Source organism: Marinomonas aquimarina (genome assembly GCF_900089755.1).
GTDB lineage: Bacteria > Pseudomonadota > Gammaproteobacteria > Pseudomonadales > Marinomonadaceae > Marinomonas > Marinomonas aquimarina.
The window spans coordinates 22,176-38,927 of the sequence record NZ_FLOC01000022.1; the positions used below are offsets into that span (position 1 = coordinate 22,176).

General features: G+C 48.4%; 15 protein-coding genes. 4 read left to right on the plus strand and 11 right to left on the minus strand.

Annotation, left to right across the window (positions count from 1 at the left end; all coding sequences use genetic code 11):
* Together glnL and glnA are read right to left on the minus strand one after the other, a co-directional pair.
* Complete coding sequence (gene glnL, locus MAQ5080_RS15690; RefSeq protein WP_067212801.1) at positions 1–1,107, minus strand: nitrogen regulation protein NR(II); 1,107 nt, start codon at positions 1,105–1,107, stop codon at positions 1–3.
* 235 nt (positions 1,108–1,342) lie between these two features.
* The gene (gene glnA, locus MAQ5080_RS15695) at positions 1,343–2,749 is read right to left on the minus strand and encodes a glutamate--ammonia ligase (protein ID WP_067212798.1); all 1,407 of its coding nucleotides are present in this window, start codon (positions 2,747–2,749) and stop codon (positions 1,343–1,345) included.
* Positions 2,750–3,081: 332 nt separating this feature from the next.
* Here glnA and thiI point away from each other — a divergent pair, with 332 nt between their 5' ends.
* From thiI to dtd, 4 genes are all read left to right on the plus strand, one after another.
* Positions 3,082–4,533 (plus strand): tRNA uracil 4-sulfurtransferase ThiI, encoded by a 1,452-nt coding sequence (thiI, locus tag MAQ5080_RS15700; protein WP_067212794.1) that lies wholly within the window; start codon positions 3,082–3,084, stop codon positions 4,531–4,533.
* A 266-nt stretch (positions 4,534–4,799) separates the two neighbouring features.
* The gene (locus MAQ5080_RS15705; protein ID WP_067212791.1) at positions 4,800–6,386 is read left to right on the plus strand and encodes a methyl-accepting chemotaxis protein; all 1,587 of its coding nucleotides are present in this window, start codon (positions 4,800–4,802) and stop codon (positions 6,384–6,386) included.
* Between the two features lie 196 nt (positions 6,387–6,582).
* Positions 6,583–8,400, plus strand: coding sequence for a translational GTPase TypA (gene typA, locus MAQ5080_RS15710; RefSeq protein WP_067212788.1), 1,818 nt, complete (start codon positions 6,583–6,585; stop codon positions 8,398–8,400).
* A 125-nt stretch (positions 8,401–8,525) separates the two neighbouring features.
* The gene (gene dtd, locus MAQ5080_RS15715; RefSeq protein WP_067212785.1) at positions 8,526–8,960 is read left to right on the plus strand and encodes a D-aminoacyl-tRNA deacylase; all 435 of its coding nucleotides are present in this window, start codon (positions 8,526–8,528) and stop codon (positions 8,958–8,960) included.
* A 520-nt stretch (positions 8,961–9,480) separates the two neighbouring features.
* Here dtd and tatC read toward each other — a convergent pair.
* The 9 genes from tatC to MAQ5080_RS15760 form a co-directional block, all read right to left on the minus strand.
* The gene (gene tatC, locus MAQ5080_RS15720) at positions 9,481–10,245 is read right to left on the minus strand and encodes a twin-arginine translocase subunit TatC (RefSeq protein ID WP_067212783.1); all 765 of its coding nucleotides are present in this window, start codon (positions 10,243–10,245) and stop codon (positions 9,481–9,483) included.
* A gap of 21 nt (positions 10,246–10,266) precedes the next feature.
* Positions 10,267–10,647, minus strand: coding sequence for a Sec-independent protein translocase protein TatB (gene tatB, locus MAQ5080_RS15725; protein WP_067212781.1), 381 nt, complete (start codon positions 10,645–10,647; stop codon positions 10,267–10,269).
* Between the two features lie 3 nt (positions 10,648–10,650).
* Positions 10,651–10,869 carry a Sec-independent protein translocase subunit TatA gene (tatA, locus tag MAQ5080_RS15730; protein WP_067212778.1) on the minus strand — a complete coding sequence of 73 codons (219 nt, stop codon included), beginning with the start codon at positions 10,867–10,869 and terminating at the stop codon, positions 10,651–10,653.
* An 11-nt stretch (positions 10,870–10,880) separates the two neighbouring features.
* Complete coding sequence (locus MAQ5080_RS15735) at positions 10,881–11,213, minus strand: phosphoribosyl-ATP diphosphatase (protein WP_067212777.1); 333 nt, start codon at positions 11,211–11,213, stop codon at positions 10,881–10,883.
* Between the two features lie 16 nt (positions 11,214–11,229).
* Entirely contained in the window at positions 11,230–12,873 is a 1,644-nt protein-coding gene (ubiB, locus tag MAQ5080_RS15740) for a ubiquinone biosynthesis regulatory protein kinase UbiB (protein ID WP_067212775.1), read from the minus strand.
* Positions 12,874–12,875: 2 nt separating this feature from the next.
* Complete coding sequence (ubiE, locus tag MAQ5080_RS15745; protein WP_067212773.1) at positions 12,876–13,628, minus strand: bifunctional demethylmenaquinone methyltransferase/2-methoxy-6-polyprenyl-1,4-benzoquinol methylase UbiE; 753 nt, start codon at positions 13,626–13,628, stop codon at positions 12,876–12,878.
* 100 nt (positions 13,629–13,728) lie between these two features.
* Positions 13,729–15,255: a GGDEF domain-containing protein gene (locus MAQ5080_RS15750; protein ID WP_067212772.1), complete on the minus strand. Its 1,527-nt coding sequence runs from the start codon at positions 15,253–15,255 to the stop codon at positions 13,729–13,731.
* Positions 15,256–15,275: 20 nt separating this feature from the next.
* The gene (locus MAQ5080_RS15755; protein ID WP_067212769.1) at positions 15,276–15,905 is read right to left on the minus strand and encodes a thiol:disulfide interchange protein DsbA/DsbL; all 630 of its coding nucleotides are present in this window, start codon (positions 15,903–15,905) and stop codon (positions 15,276–15,278) included.
* A gap of 165 nt (positions 15,906–16,070) precedes the next feature.
* Positions 16,071–16,673 (minus strand): c-type cytochrome, encoded by a 603-nt coding sequence (locus MAQ5080_RS15760; protein ID WP_067212765.1) that lies wholly within the window; start codon positions 16,671–16,673, stop codon positions 16,071–16,073.
* Between the last annotated feature and the right edge of the window lie 79 nt (positions 16,674–16,752).

Here is a 16,752-nt window from a genome sequence, read left to right on the forward strand (position 1 = left end):
CTAGCCCGTCACCGATGTTTCAATCGGAATCAGGATATTAAATTCTGTACGCTCTGGTTGGCTGTTGCATTCAATAATGCCGTTATGCTGATGAATCACGGACTGGGCAATTGAAAGCCCTAAACCGGTGCCATCTGGGCGTCCGCTGACCATGGGGTAGAACAGCGTTTTCATAATGTTTTCTGGAATCCCTGGGCCGTTATCAACAATGCTGAGTCGGCACACTAAGCGGTGGCGCTTAGCACCAATAGTGAATTGGCGTAGGGTTCGTGTGGAAATCGTGATCTGTTTGTGATCGTTGTCTGTTTGATTAATCAAGGCCTGCATAGCGTTGCGCATGACATTGAGAACAGACTGAATTAACTGTGATTCATCGCCAATGATGTCTGGGATACTGGGGTCATAATCCCGTACCAGAGTGATTTGGCCCTCTGATTCCACAGAGATCAGTTGGTTTACACGCTCAATGACACGGTGGATATTGAGTGCTTGATACTGTGGCAATTGACGCGGGCCTAAGAGGCGGTCGACCAAATCACGTAGACGATCTGATTCTTCAATAATGACCTGGGTGTAGTCTTTTAGCCCTTCATCATCAAACACGCGGCTGATCAGCTGAGCGGCACCACGAATGCCCCCTAGTGGGTTCTTAATTTCATGGGCTAAGCCACGAATCAGTTCTTTGCTGGTTTGGTGGTTGGCGATGAGCTCATCCTCTTGCGAGATACGCTTCATGCGGTCGCGTGGATGTAATTCGATCAACAGGCTGTCGGTGTTATTGAGTGCCCCCATGACTGGCGTGACGTTGTAGTCACACAGCAGCGTCTTGCCGGTAGTGAGGGTGATCTCGGCTTCACGCTTGGTAAAGGCATGACCGGATTCAATCGCAGCCAATAGGGCGCTGCGACTGGCATCGTCTTCGTTGAAGGCGGACGCTAAATCCTGACCGTAGATGCGTCGGCGGCTGACCTCAAGCATCATCTCTGCAGAAGGGTTGAGGTACTCAATACAGAGTTCTCGATTAAGCTGCAGTACGGCAGTTGATAAGTGATCGATCAGTAAGCTGTACACCAGAAGTGCCTCTTGGAATTTTAAATTGGGTGCCATGTACGCGCCATTTCGGAGCAGTAATATGGCTATATCGCTTTTATGTTTAGAGTTATTGCAAAATACGAACCAACATTGGGCAAAGTGCAAACCCTTTATTTATCTAGCCTTATTAGTAAGTTATAGCAAATAAGTGCGTCAAAATGGTGCGTAATGTTTTTGTTGCTTAATAATGAGGCAAAAAAAAGCCCCAACATAGGTCGGGGCTTTCGTGTGCGTTTAAGCGACTTGCTGATTAGCAGCTGTAGTAAAGATCGAACTCGATTGGGTGAGTTGTCATGTTTACTTTTTCAACATCAGCTTGTTTAAGCTCGATGTAAGCATCGATCATGTCGTCAGAGAATACGCCGCCTTCTGTTAGGAAAGAACGGTCAGCATCTAGGCAAGAAAGAGCTTCTTCTAGGCTGCTTGCAACAGTCGGGATCAATTTACCTTCTTCTGGTGGAAGATCGTAAAGGTCTTTGTCTGCAGCATCGCCAGGGTGAATCTTGTTTTTGATACCGTCGATACCAGCCATTAGCATTGCTGCGAATGATAGGTATGGGTTAGCGGTTGGATCAGGGAAACGAGCTTCGATACGCTTACCTTTTGGAGAAGAAACGTATGGAATACGGATAGAAGCAGAACGGTTACGTGCAGAGTAAGCAAGCATAACTGGTGCTTCGAAGCCTGGTACAAGACGCTTGTAAGAGTTAGTTGAAGCGTTTGTGAACGCGTTCAATGCTTTAGCGTGCTTGATGATACCACCGATGTAGTAAAGCGCCATTTCAGATAGGCCAGCGTACTGATCACCAGCGAATTGGTTTTCGCCTTCTTTCCAGAAAGATTGGTGAACGTGCATACCAGTACCGTTGTCACCAACGATTGGCTTAGGCATGAATGTCGCAGTTTTACCGTATAGGTGAGCAACGTTGTGTACACAGTACTTAAGTACTTGAACTTCGTCGGCTTTCTTAACTAGTGTGTTGAATTTAACACCGATTTCGTTCTGACCAGCAGTTGATACTTCGTGGTGGTGTACTTCAACAGAAAGACCCATTGCTTCCATTGCGTTACACATAGCAGCACGGATTTCGTGGTGAGAATCAACTGGTGGTACAGGGAAGTAACCGCCTTTAACACGTGGACGGTGACCCGTGTTACCGCCTTCGAAAGATTTGTTAGAAGACCAAGCTGCTTCTTCAGAGTTGATTTCAACGCCACAGCCAGACATGTCTGCGTGCCATTTAACGTCGTCGAAGATGAAGAATTCTGGCTCAGGACCGAAGAACGCAGTGTCACCTAGACCAGTAGATTTTAGGAATTCTTCAGCGCGTAGTGCGACAGAACGTGGGTCACGGTCGTAACCTTGCATTGTAGAAGGCTCGATGATGTTACAACGAACGATTACAGTCGCTTCTTCAGTGAATGGGTCCATGATAGAAGCTTCGTCGTCTGGCAACATGATCATGTCAGACTCGTTGATGCCTTTCCAACCAGAGATAGAAGAACCGTCAAACATTTGACCGTTTTCGAAGAATTCTTCATCTACTTCAGAAGCAGGAATAGTAACGTGCTGCTCTTTACCTTTGAAGTCTGTGAAGCGAAGGTCAACCCAACGTACGTCGTGCTCAGCGATCAAACCAAGTGTCTTGTTTGACATATTTGTTCTCCAGTGTTGTCTAAACGAAATTTCTTTCAGAATTCAATGTTGCTTCAAGATGAAGCGTAATTGCCAAAATGTAAAGCACAAGCTGTGCCAGAATTTTGGGCGTATTTTAAAATCATTGAATTTCAATAAGTTATGGTTCTGTCTTTCGTGTGGGCATTAATGCTTGCACTTAATTGACCCTTATTTAATAAGAGTTTGAACCAATATGGTGCACCGAGATAGTGCAATGTATGATTTTGGTGCACTAATTTGGGGTTGGTTTCAGCGCTGTATGCTTTATACTGTGCGCCCTCAAGTCACTCTGTACGAAAAACACACACCCAATGAAATTTATCGTTAAATTCTTTCCAGAAATCACCATTAAAAGCCGTCCAGTGCGAAAAGCATTTGTGAAACAGCTTCGTCAAAATATCCGCCACGTATTACGTGACCATGATGAAAATGTGACGGTTGCCGGAAACTGGGATTTTATTGAAATCCTGTCAGATCTAGATGAGCAACGTGAAGCCTTTATCGAGTCATTGCGTAACATTACAGGTATCGCACATTTTCAATATGTGCGCGAGTTCCCGCTAACGGACTTAGATGGCATTGTGGAAGAAGCGCTGGTTTCTTATGGCGATGTGTTGAAAGACTCTGTTTTTGCCGTGCGTGTGAAGCGTGTGGGGCAACACCCGTTCACATCGGTGGATGCGGAGCGTCATATTGGTGGGACCTTGAAAGCCCGCTCTGGTGCGTTAGCGGTGCGTTTGAAAGCCCCTGAAGTGTTGGTGCCGATTGATATTCGCGATGACCGCGTGTGGATCATCGAACAGCGTATTGAAGGTCTAGGGGGATACCCGTTAGGTTCTCAAGATGCGGTTTTATCTTTGATTTCAGGTGGTTATGACTCGACAGTAAGTTCGTTTATGACCATGAGCCGTGGTCTGAAAACACACTTCTGTTTCTTCAACCTAGGGGGCGATGCCCATGAGATTGGCGTGAAGCAGGTCTCTCATTTCCTATGGGACAAATACGGTTCTAACTTGGGTGTAAAATTTATCACTATCCCGTTTGAAGATGTGGTCGGTGAGATCCTAAATAACGTCGATAACGCTGAAATGGGTGTTATCTTGAAGCGCATGATGCTGCGCGCCGCATCTCGAGTGATGGAAGGGGTGAGTGCCAAAGCACTGGTGACTGGCGAGAGTATTGCCCAGGTATCAAGCCAAACCCTAGTGAACCTAAAAGTCATCGATCAAGTGACGGATGAATTGGTGATTCGTCCGCTTGTGACCATGAACAAGCAGGAAATCATTGATAAAGCGAAAGAAATTGGTACAGCACCGTTTGCCGCGAGCATGCCTGAGTTCTGTGGCGTGATTTCGGTGAAGCCGACAACTCGTGCCAAAATGCACCGTGTTGAACGCGAAGAAGGCAAATTTAACTTCGAAGTGCTAGATAATGCCGTGAACAACGCCCGCGTCATGTCGATCCAAGACGTAATTGAGGATGTGAACCAGCAATACCAGGGTGAAGTACCGATTGTACGCATGCCAGTAGGCGATGAAATCATCATTGATATTCGCCATCCTGATGAGGTGGAGCGTAATCCAGTCAAAGTGTCAGGCCGCCAGGTAATCAATATCCCATTCTTCACCCTAGGCAATAAATGGTCGAGCTTGGATCAAGAGGCGACCTACTTGCTGTACTGTGGCAAAGGGGTGATGAGCCGTATTCACGCTTCGCACTTGATGTCGAAAGGCAATGAAAACGTCGGTGTGTACCTGCCGTAATATTTCGATGCACCAAAAAAGCGCACACTCAGCGGTGCGCTTTTTATCCTCGTTTAGAGTTTACCCCTGCTTTTCTGAACACCCCCCTAATTCCCCATCGAACCCTTCTTCGCGGCAGCGTTCATATAGCGCAAAATTATTAACCGTTCGTGTAGGTCAGCAAATTGTATGAGTTAAATGCACTCATTATGATTTTAGTCATGGTCGCGCTTTACTCTCAGGATACACTCGTAGTCCTTATTTTTTGCTTGATAGTGGGTAGGGATATGTCATTTCAGCAGCAAGGAACAGAGCGAAAGTTAGATAAAGAATCCAACATTTTATCGATTACCACCCCTGACAGTACTATCACATACGTCAATAAAGAGTTTGAAAGCATCAGTGGCTTCGACTCCGAAGAGGTGCTGAATCAGTATCACAACATCATTCGTCACCCAGATATGCCCAAGGCGGCTTTTGCCGATATGTGGCAACACTTACAAGCCAAGCAATCTTGGATGGGAGTGGTGAAAAACCGTTGCAAAGACGGTGGCTACTATTGGGTCGATGCTTACGCTAGCCCGGTGGTGGTGGATGATAAGGTGGTGGAGTATCAATCGGTGCGACGTGCGCCCAGCCAAGCCGTTCAGCAGCGTGCGGAAAACCTTTATCAAGCCCTCAATAGCGGCTCTGAGCCAAGTAAAAAGCTGCCTAAAAAGCCGCTGCTCAGTTTCCCTATACGTTGTGTATTAGCGCTGATTAGTTATTTTGTTGCTTCAAACGTGATGGCCAGCCAATTGGATGGGGGCTTGCTGTGGGGCGCCAATGCCGTGTGTTTCACTTTCCTACTGGCACTATTGTGGTGGTGTTATCAGCCTTTAAACTTGGCCATTCAGCGAGCTAAAAATGTCTCGGACTCCAATTTGGCAGCCTATGTGTACACCGGGCGTACCGATGAAGCCGGCTTTATTCGTCTTGCCTTGACGCGCCTGCGTGGAGAGACCGCAGCGGTGGTCGGTCGTATCACCAATTTCTCTCTGTTATTAAGAGAAAAACAAAACGAGGTGTGTGCCAGTGTGTTGGCCAGCGAGCGCGCGTTAGACGAACTGTCGAAGGATTTTAGCTCGATTGAGCAGGCTACAGACGATATGGTGGCCGCGGTTGAAGAAGTGGCACAAGCCACACAGGATGGTACGACGGTGACCGAAGCCGCTTTTGCGACCATGAGTAATGGTCAGCAGGCGATTAGCACAGCTCGCGAAGCGATGGATGCGGTGCGCGCGCACATCAACCAAGCCAATGATGAATTAGAGCGCCTGCATGCAGACAGTGAAGCCATCAGCTCGGTGGTCGGTGTGATTCAAGAAGTGGCTGAGCAAACCAATTTGTTGGCCTTAAATGCCGCCATCGAAGCAGCCCGTGCAGGAGAGCAGGGTCGTGGTTTTGCTGTGGTCGCTGATGAAGTACGTAGCCTTGCGACACGTACTTATAAGTCCACCGAAGCCATTATCGGGGCCATTGAGCGTGTGCAGCTGGGCTCCTTTGCAGCGTGTGAGAAAATGGCTTCAGCCGTCACGGCAGTAGAGCGTACTCACGAAGAGTCCATCAGTGTTGAGCATGCGGTCACTGAAGTGCGTGAAGGTTTGGATCAGATCCACCAAAACGCGATGCAGACGGCGGCGGCGATGAACCAGCAAAGCGCCGCAGCGATGCAGATTAATCAACGAATCGCTAACGCAGTCACTGTCACCGCAGGCATCGTTGAGAAGTGTCGCGATAACTCAGGCGCTTGTGATGAGTTATATGATTTGTCGGAAAAAATGGAAGGCCTTGCCCAGCAATTCTGGCGTCAGGTGACACGTCCTAAAAATTAATCCCATACGGATCGGTTAAAGTTTGCGCAGATACTTTTTTTGTATTTTTTCGGGAACTTCATAGGAAGTTCATAAAGATAAGGGTACAATTGCGCGAATTTTACTCCGAATGAAGAACGAAACTGATTTTAAGCGCACCGTTCCCGCTTAGTTTCGATCCCCCTCATTCCCTGTCGCATAATGCAGAGAAATATTAATGTCTATTGATATCAGTAAGTTACGTAACGTCGCGATCATCGCGCACGTTGACCATGGTAAAACAACGCTGGTTGACCAGCTTCTAAGTCAGTCAGGTACACTGGACCGTAAAGAAATGGGTTCAGAGCGTATCATGGACTCAAATGACCAAGAAAAAGAGCGTGGTATCACCATCCTAGCGAAAAACACCGCTATTAAGTGGAATGATTACCGCATCAACATCGTGGACACACCTGGGCACGCCGACTTCGGTGGTGAAGTAGAGCGTGTAATGTCGATGGTTGACTCTGTTTTGCTATTGGTTGACGCGGTTGATGGCCCAATGCCACAAACTCGCTTCGTAACTTCTAAAGCATTCGAGCGTGGCCTAAAACCAATCGTTGTTATCAACAAGATCGACCGTCCAGGCTCACGTCCTGATTGGGTAATGGATCAGGTATTTGACCTATTTGACTCTCTTGGTGCGACAGAAGAGCAGCTAGACTTCCCTGTTATCTACGCTTCAGCATTGAACGGCTTGTCTGGTAACGATCCAGAAGCGCTAGAGGACAGCATGGAACCTCTATACCAAATGATCGTAGACAACGTGCCTGTGCCAGAAGTTGACCCAGAAGCACCGTTCCAAATGCAGGTTTCTGCATTGGACTACGATAGCTACGTAGGCGTTATCGGTATCGGCCGTATCACGCGTGGTACCCTGTCTCCAAACCAACAAGTGGTAGTTAAATCACGTGATGGTAAAGAGCGTAAAGGTAAAGTCCTAAATGTGAAGGGCTACCATGGCCTACAGCGTGTAGACACTGAGCAAGCGGCAGCGGGTGATATCGTATGTATCACTGGTATCGATGGTCTAAGTATCTCTGACACACTGTGTAACCCAGACTGTGTTGAAGCGCTACCAGCATTGACGGTTGATGAGCCAACAGTAAGCATGACCTTCCTTGTGAATGATTCACCGTTTGCTGGTAAAGAAGGTAAATTTGTTACGTCACGTAATATCAAAGACCGTCTAGATCAAGAGTTGATCCACAACGTAGCACTACGTGTTGTTCAAGGTGATTCTCCAGACAAATTTATCGTATCAGGCCGTGGTGAGCTTCACTTGTCGGTATTGATCGAGAACATGCGTCGTGAAGGTTTTGAGCTAGGTGTGTCTCGTCCTGAAGTAGTTCAGAAAGAGATCGACGGCGTTATCCAAGAACCTTACGAGCAAGTGGTTATTGACGTCGAAGAGCAGCACCAAGGTGCAATCATGGAAGAGCTTGGCCTACGTAAAGCTGAGCTAACGAACATGGAGCCAGATGGTAAAGGCCGTGTACGTCTTGAGTTCATGGTGCCTTCTCGTGGCTTGATCGGTTTCCGTGGTCTGTTCCTAACGCTGACGTCTGGTTCAGGTATCATGACTTCTATCTTCGATCACTACGGTCCAGTGAAAGAAGGTGACATGTCTGGTCGTCAAAACGGTGTATTGATCAGTATGGTGAAAGGTAAGACATTGTCTTACGGTCTATTCAACCTTCAAGATCGTGGTCGCCTATTTAAAGGTCACGGTGAAGAAGTATACGAAGGTCAAATCATCGGTCTGCACTCACGTGCTAACGACCTAACGGTTAACCCGACGAAAGCGAAACAGCTAACGAACGTACGTGCTTCTGGTACGGACGAAGCGTTGACGCTAACACCACCTGTTCGCCACACACTTGAGCAAGCGCTTGAGTTTATCGAAGACGATGAATTGGTAGAAGTAACGCCAGAAAGCATCCGTCTACGTAAGAAATTGTTGACTGAGAACGAGCGTAAACGCGCAGGTCGCTAATACGTTATCGAGCAGCAGCAAATAGACCGCAAGGTCTTGAGCGGAATGAAAGCGCCTTAGGGCGCTTTTATTTTGCCTGCGATTTGTGTAGAACAGTCTGCGCTTGAAGTAATAGGAGTAAACAGATGAAAGTCTTAGTACAGCGTTCATTAGCCGCTAAAGTTGAAGTGGACGGTGAAGTGGTGGGTGCCATTGATCATGGGCAAATGGTATTAGTAGGCATCGAACGTGGGGATACGGAAGCGGATACGCAGCGCCTTGCCGATAAGCTTTTAAAGTACCGCATGTTCACCGATGCAGACGGCAAGATGAATCTCAACGTGCAACAAGTGGGCGGTGGTGTATTGCTGGTGTCTCAGTTCACTTTGGCGGCAGAGACGAAAAAAGGCCTGCGTCCTGGCTTTTCCTATGCCGCAGAGCCTGCTGAAGGTGAGCGCCTATTTAATGACTTTGTTGCGAAAGTGCGCGCGCAATATGACAAGGTCGCAACAGGGCAGTTTGGTGCGGATATGAAGATTCAATTTACCAACGATGGCCCAGTGACCTTTATGTTGGACTAACACGACTCGGCTCCGTCCGGGGAAGCAAAGGCTTTATCGCGGGGGACAACTCGCTCGTACGACCCGACTCCGTTCGGGGAAGCAAAGGCTTTATCGAGGGGGACAACTCGCTCGTACGATCCGGTTTCGTCCGGGGAAAGAAAGGCTGTATCGCGGGGTGCAACCCGCTCGTACGACCCGGCTTTGTCCGGGGAAGCAAAGGCTTTATCGCGGGGGACAACTCGCTCGTACGACCCGGTTTCGTCTGGGGAAAGAAAGGCTGTATCGCGGGGTGCAACCCGCTCGTACGACCCGGCTTTGTCCGGGGAAGCAAAGGCTTTATCGCGGGGGACAACTCGCTCGTACGACCCGGCTTTGTCCGGGGAAAGAAAGGCTGTATCGCGGGGTACAACCCGCTCGTACTATTGAGGTCTAAGGCAAAAGCAAAGCTATCAAGCTGCAATCAGGATGATTGCTTGATCGAAATGGGGCCATGGATGGCCCGTTTGAGCGGCGAGATAGCTGCTTTTGCCAAACAGGCTTACGAGGCCTTACTCGCCTCAGTTTCTTCTTCGTCTTCTTCCTCGACTGGCACGCTACGACCAGCCAGCAAACCTAACTCAAACAGCAACCACATTGGGATCGCTAATAGTGTCTGCGAGAAGATATCAGGTGGTGTGATCAACATGCCGACTACAAAGCAGCCTAGGAACACATACGGGCGTTTCTTAGATAAGCTGGCGACTGTGGTCACTCCGGCTTTAATCAGCAGGTAAGTCGCCACAGGGATTTCAAAGGTTACGCCAAAGGCAAAGAACAGCTTGAGCACGAAATCCAAGTAGTTGTTAATGTCGGTCATGACGGCCACTTCGCCAGGACCTACTGAGGTAAAGAAGCCAAAGATCAATGGCAGTACCACAAAGTAGGCAAACGCAATGCCGCAGTAAAACAGAATGACACTGGAAATCAGCAGTGGGATGGCAATGCTCTTCTCTTCTTTATACAAGGCTGGGGCAATAAACGACCAAGCTTGATAGAGAATGTAAGGTACGGCCACTAATACCGCTAAGGCAAAGGTCAGTTTCAATGGCGCCATAAAGGGCGAGGCCACTTCGGTCGCGATCAATGAGCTGCCTTCTGGAAGCAGTGCGCGCAAGGGCTCGGAAATAAACAGGTATAACTCATTGGCTAATGAGTAAAGGCCACCAAACAATACTAAAACGATCAATACCGATTTTAGTAGGCGGTTACGCAGCTCAACGAGGTGTGTCACCAGTGGCGCTTGAGAAGATTCTTCGTGACTCATGTTGGGCGTTCCCAATGCAGATTAAGCTCGAGATTGTGCGTCTTCGTTAGCTTTCGGGGTAGTTGTCTGTGGTTGAGCAACCGTTGCTTCAGCGGACTCATTCGTCGCAGTCGAAGCGCTTTGGGCTTCTGGCTGTGGCTTAGGAGTGGGCTGTGCTTGAGCATCCTGCTCAAACTTGGCTGTTTCACGCATGATGCGCTCATTGGTTTCTTTGATTGAGCGCTGTAGCTCTTCTTGATCAAGCTGTGCGTTGATTTCGCGCTGAACAGACTGGATACTACGACGAATTTTACGAATCCATAAACCGGCTGTTTTCGCTGCCATAGGCAAGCGCTCGGGACCTAAGATGATTAGGCCGACAACGAAAACAACCAGTAATTCTGAAAAGCCGATGTCGAACACGGATTAAGCGCTCTTGTCGTCTTTTTTCTGATCGTCTTGGATCGCCTTAGTTTGATTTTGGCCATCCTTTTTCTCTTCTTCTTCGTCGTTGTTCACGGCTTCTTTAAAGCCCTTCACAGCGCCGCCTAAGTCAGAGCCTAATCCTTTCAACTTCTTTGTACCAAAGATCAAAATTAGGATTGCTAGGACGATTAATAATTGCCAAATACTGATGCCACCCATTTGTGGTACTCCTACTTGTTGCGGTTGGCTTTTTCTTCTAAGCCAGACAAATTAAAACGGCGTGCTAGCTCATCGATAATGTCCTGTGGACCCAAGTCTAGATGAGACAGCATCACAAGTGTATGGAACCAAAGGTCTGCAGTTTCGTAGATAACGTCTTGTTTATCACCCGATACAACGGCGTCTTTCGCCGCAATAATGGTTTCGACGCTTTCCTCGCCAACTTTCTCAAGGATTTTATTGAGGCCTTTTGCATGTAGGCTTGCTACATAAGAGGAGTCAGCGGAAGCAGCTTTGCGTTCTTCTAACGTAGTGGCAAGTTGTGCCAAAACATCAATATTCATTATAGTCTCTCAAATGTTACGGTTTTAATACTAGCAGGTAAATGCCGCCCAGAAACAGAGCCAAGCTCAATATATCCGCCTCAGCAAGATGCGCTAGCGCAATGTTATCGGTAGTAATCCACGCTGCGCCCATGGCCAGTAAACCAAGGAGTTTAAAGGGCATATTGCGACGTGAGCGGCGCATTTCTTTGCGTAGATGATCCATTGCTTCGGTTTGTTCTCGCATGCGCGCTTCCTGTTGTGACAGGTGCGTCATGGTGGAGAACACTAGGTTTGGAATCTGCGGTAAATGGGCGGCCCAGTCTGGGGCTTGCTTTTTCACTTCATCAAATAGGCGACGTGGGCCTACTTGTTCGTTCATCCAGCGCTCAAGGAAGGGTTTCGCCGTGACCCAAAGGTCTAAATCTGGGTACAGCTGACGGCCTAAGCCTTCGATGTTAAGTAACGTTTTCTCAAGCAGCACCAGCTGTGGCTGCACTTCCATGTTGAAGCGACGTGCGGTTTGGAATAAGCCGAGCAGTACTTGGCCAAAGGAAATCTCTTTCAATGGCTTAGCAAACATGGGTTCACAGACACTGCGAATCGCAGATTCAAAAGCATGTACCGGCGTCCCTTTTGGCACCCAACCACTTTCTACGTGTAACTCCGCCACCATGCGGTAATCACGCTTAAAGAAAGCCAGTAGGTTGCGTGCCAAGTAGTTCTTGTCGGCTTCATCTAGGCTGCCCATGATGGCGCAGTCGATGGCGATGTATTTCGGGCGCTCTGGATTCGATGGGTCAACGAAGATGTTGCCAGGGTGCATGTCCGCATGGAAGAAACTGTGTGAGAACACCTGTGTAAAGAAGATCTCAACACCACGCTCCGCCAGCACTTTCATATTGACATTCTGACGACGCAGAGCCGGAATGTCGGCCACCGGGATGCCAGAAATACGCTCCATCACCATCACATTGCGACGGCTGTAATCCCAATAAATCTGCGGCACATAGAGCAGGTCAGAGTCGGTGAAGTTGCGTTGCAATAAGCCAGTATTAGCCGCTTCTTTGGCCAGATCCAATTCATCAAGAATGGTGTACTCGTAGTCTTGTACCACTTCTACAGGGCGCAGGCGTCGACCGTCGGCGCTGGCCTTGGCAACGAAGTGGGCCAACATGTACAGCAGCTTGATGTCTTGGCGAATAGTCTTTTCGATATTTGGGCGGATGACTTTTACCACCACACTTTCACCGCTCTTCAGCGTTGCCGTGTGCACTTGGGCAATGGAGGCAGAAGCCAATGGCGTACGATCGAATTCTTGGAAGATGTCTTCCACGTTTGCGCCAAGTTCTTTTTCGATGATCTTGCAGGCCACATCACCTGGAAATGCCGGTACACGGTCTTGCAGACGTGCCAGTTGGTCGGCAATGTCATCGGGCAATAAGTCGCGACGTGTTGATAGGATTTGCCCAAATTTGACAAAAATGGGACCGAGCGATTCCAGTGCTAGGCGTAAGCGCTCACCACGATTACGCTCAGCTTTTTTTCTGCCAATCGAGAGCAGTGCTCCGACGGTGTATTTTAGGTACCAAGGCAGTAAATGAATCGGAATAAAGGTGTCGAGGCGGTATCGTAACACTGTGGTTACGATCCGCAGAAAACGAGTGGCGCTTTTCCACATGACTAAAACTTAAATCCCTTGTGAAGAGCGACAATGCCGCCAGTCATATTTTGGTAAGTGACACGTTCAAAGCCGACTTCTTCCATCATGCCCTTCAGCGTTTCCTGATCTGGGTGCATACGGATGGACTCCGCTAGGTAGCGGTAGCTCTCTGAGTCGTTGGCAATGATCTTGCCCATAAAAGGCAATAGACGGAAAGAGTACTGATCGTAAATCGTGCTTAGGCATTCCGTTTCCGGCTTGGAGAACTCCAATACCAACAGACGGCCACCGGGTTTCAGAACGCGTTGCATCGACGCAAGCGCTTTAGACTTGTCGGTGACGTTACGCAGACCAAAGGCAATGGTAATGCAGTCAAAGGTGTTATCTGGGAAGGGCAGTTCCTCAGCGTTGGCTTGCACGCATTGTACGTTCCCCACTACGCCCATATTAGCCAGCTTGTCACGACCGACTTTTAGCATAGAGTCGTTGATGTCAGCGAGAATCACTTGGCCAGATTGGCCCACTAGGCGTGAGAATTTCGCTGTTAAATCACCAGTACCACCCGCGATGTCGAGTACCTTTTGTCCCGCACGCACGCCAGATTGGCTAATGGTGTGACGTTTCCAAAGACGGTGGATGCCACCGGACATCAAATCGTTCATGATGTCGTACTTTGCTGCGACAGAGTGGAAGACTTGCGCAACCGCGTCTACTTTCTGATCAGTCGGGATTTCTTTAAAACCAAAATGGGTGGTGTTGTCTTTGTCTTGCATAAAATCTCGTTCCTAATACACCTTTAGGGAGGCGAATAATAAAATCGGCAATAAGGGCTATTGTAACCGTGTCTCTATCTCGGTTGCACGATAAAGCATGTTAATTGTCGCGAATTACTTTATTCCGACCTTGCTCTTTGGCTTGATAGAGGTTTTTATCCGCGCGGCTAAAGAGTTCATCATGGCTCTCTTTACCATTAAACAGGCTCACACCAATGGAAATAGTGATGGAAACGGGGTCGCCATTCATATTGAAAGGCGTGCTTTCGACTACTTTGCGAATGTTCTGGCAGTGCTCGTAGGCTTGTTCTAAAGAGGTCATAGGAAAGATCACCACGAATTCTTCGCCACCATAGCGAAAGACTAGATGCTCTTTCTTCAACACACTTTGGATTTGACGTGGTACTAGGCGTAGCACTTTGTCACCCGCCAAGTGGCCCCATGTGTCGTTGATCTTCTTAAAGTAGTCCACATCACACACGGCAATGCACAGCGCGTGTTGGTTTTTCGCCGCCGAGGTTAACAGTGGGAAAATGGCATCCTGATAGGCGGCGCGATTAGGTAATCCCGTCAGTGCGTCGGACAAGGCCTGGGCAATCTTTTCTTGCATGCTGGAGCGTAAGTGCGAGGCATCTTGCTCCATGCGATTGACCTTGTTCTTAAGGTGAGTAATGGATTGGGCCGCTTGCTTTTCTTGCTCCTGCATCTTGTCTTGGAACAGCGACATGGCTTCCGTAATGGTGTGCATACGATCATTAATCAGCTGTTTCAGCGCATTTAAGTCGGTGGCGTTATGCACATCACTTTTGGTGCTGTTGACGTGATTTTGGAAGGTGTCACCAAACTCTTTACGGTGACTGGTAATGGAGCGTTGCGCTTTATAGTTAGCCACCAGTGAGGCATTAATGCTCGCCAGTTGCTGATTGAGCTGACTGAGATAGAGCGTTAGATCTTCTTGAGTCTTGCCGACCGCGACCATGATAAGGGTAATGACTTCGTCTAGTAGCGCAGGCAAGTGGTTAATGTTGTTGCTCGCGGTTAGGGCGTTCTTTATGTCCACCAGCTGATCACGATAGATATCTGGGAGCGTAATGTTGGTCAGCAAGGCGGCTAGAGTATGACTCACATGGGTCATGATCTCTACGTTGCTTGCTGAAGCCGGAATGTGGTCATTCTTGCGGCGAAACAAACGGCCGATGATGGAGTTGTTTTTAGTGGTTTTGCTGGGCGTCTTGAGGGCACCATGGAGCAGTTGTACGGCTTGCCCTAGCAGCTCAGGCCATTTTGAGGAAGACTGCCAGTGCTTGCGGATTTCCGCTTCAAAGGCTTTTTTCGCCTGCGGTGACATCTGCGCGTCGGGCAGGTCATCGCTCATGTCAATCAGTTCTAATAACTGACTGCGAAAGGATTGCGCACGCGCCAAGCGCTCTTCGTCGTACTTTAAAACCAGTGGTTCGAGGGTTTGCAGAGACGCATTGAGGACTTCGGTGCTTTGTGAACGGCCAAGGTTAGCGCGCACGCTTTGCAAAGTGGTATCCAGTTCAGGATCATTACCTTCAGCCAGCATACTGATACGTGAGATGGCCTTAAGTAAACTTTCAACTGCTTTGTCCTGAACTGGGTCCATTAATACATCCTATATCATTGCTATTTACTCGCTTGGCGCTCTTGCTCGATCAAGTAATCAACCACTGAGTAAATGTTATCGTTGCCACCTGCGGTTGCTGCCGTGACAAGGTATTTTCCGTTAACAATCAAGCCAGGTACACCACGGGCGCCGTAGGCTCTTATTTTAGCATCTGCTTGTGATAGTCGGCTATTTACGGCGAAAGAGTTGTATTGTTTTGTAAACTCGTCCTCAGACACACCGTATTGGGTGAAAAACTCTGCCAATTCGTCTTCGCTGGTCATGCGCTTACGGTCTTGGTGAATGGCATTGAACATGTCTGAGTGCAGCTGTTCTTCAACCCCTAAGATATCCGCCACATGGAACGCTTTGGCATGGGCTAACCAGTTACGGCCAAATACCGCAGGCAGGTATTTAAAGTCGACGTCGTCCGCTAGGTTCTTTTTCCAAGCTTGTGTAAACGGCTCTAGCGCGTAGCAATGTGGGCAACCATACCAGAAGATTTCAACCACTTCGATTTTGCTCGGGTCAGCGGTACGAACCGGATTACTAATAGTAGTGTAACCATTACCGTCACTGTAATCCTGTGCCCAAGCACTGGTGATCGGTAGTAGCAAGGTGACAAATAATGCCGTAAGCAGCTTTTTCATGTAATGCTCCTAGAGTGGTGAGACAATAACATCCACAGGGGGATAATTCCTATAGGATGCTTAAACTTACAAAAAGTTCGTATAGTCGAGCAAGTTTACCTTGTCCCTACAGCAAAAATCCCCCGTGAAGGAGGATTTTGTATCAAGAATACGCAAAGCTGGAGGCTAGTATAGGCCTTGAATGTAGCTTGAAACCGCTTGGATTTCGCGCTCGTTCATTTTAAATGCGATGTTCTGCATGATTTTCGCCGCATCATTGTTACGCTCACCAGACTGGAACAGTTTCAACTGAGAAGCTGTATAGTCGGCATGTTGACCGCTCAATTGTGGGAAGCGTGCCGAGTTTAGACCTTTACCAGCAGGGCCGTGACATGACATACAAGCTGGCACACCTGTCGCTGGGTTGCCATCACGGTATAGGCTTTCACCCGCCGCCACCAAATCTGCATCCGCTTGGCCCACAACCACACTTTGGCTGGCGAAGTAAGCGGCGATGTCGGCCATATTTTGATCGGATAAGCCGTCTAATAGGCCAGCCATCTGAGCCACTGGGCGTGCCCCAGACTTAATATCATTCATTTGTTTTAGTAGGTATGACTCGTTTTGGCCTGCTAGCTTTGGCCAAGTCGGTGCCAAGCTGTTGCCATCGGCTCCGTGACAGGCACTACACACGGCGGTGAGCGGTTTACCTGCGTCAGGGTTGCCTTCAGCGATCGCAACGGAGGTTGCTCCGACTGTTACTAACAAACCGATAAGAACTTTTTTCATTCGCTGCCTCTGATGTGCTTAAGCCGAAGATAATGAACATCTCATTTCTGGCATAAAGATGTTTCGTTTTCTGTTATGC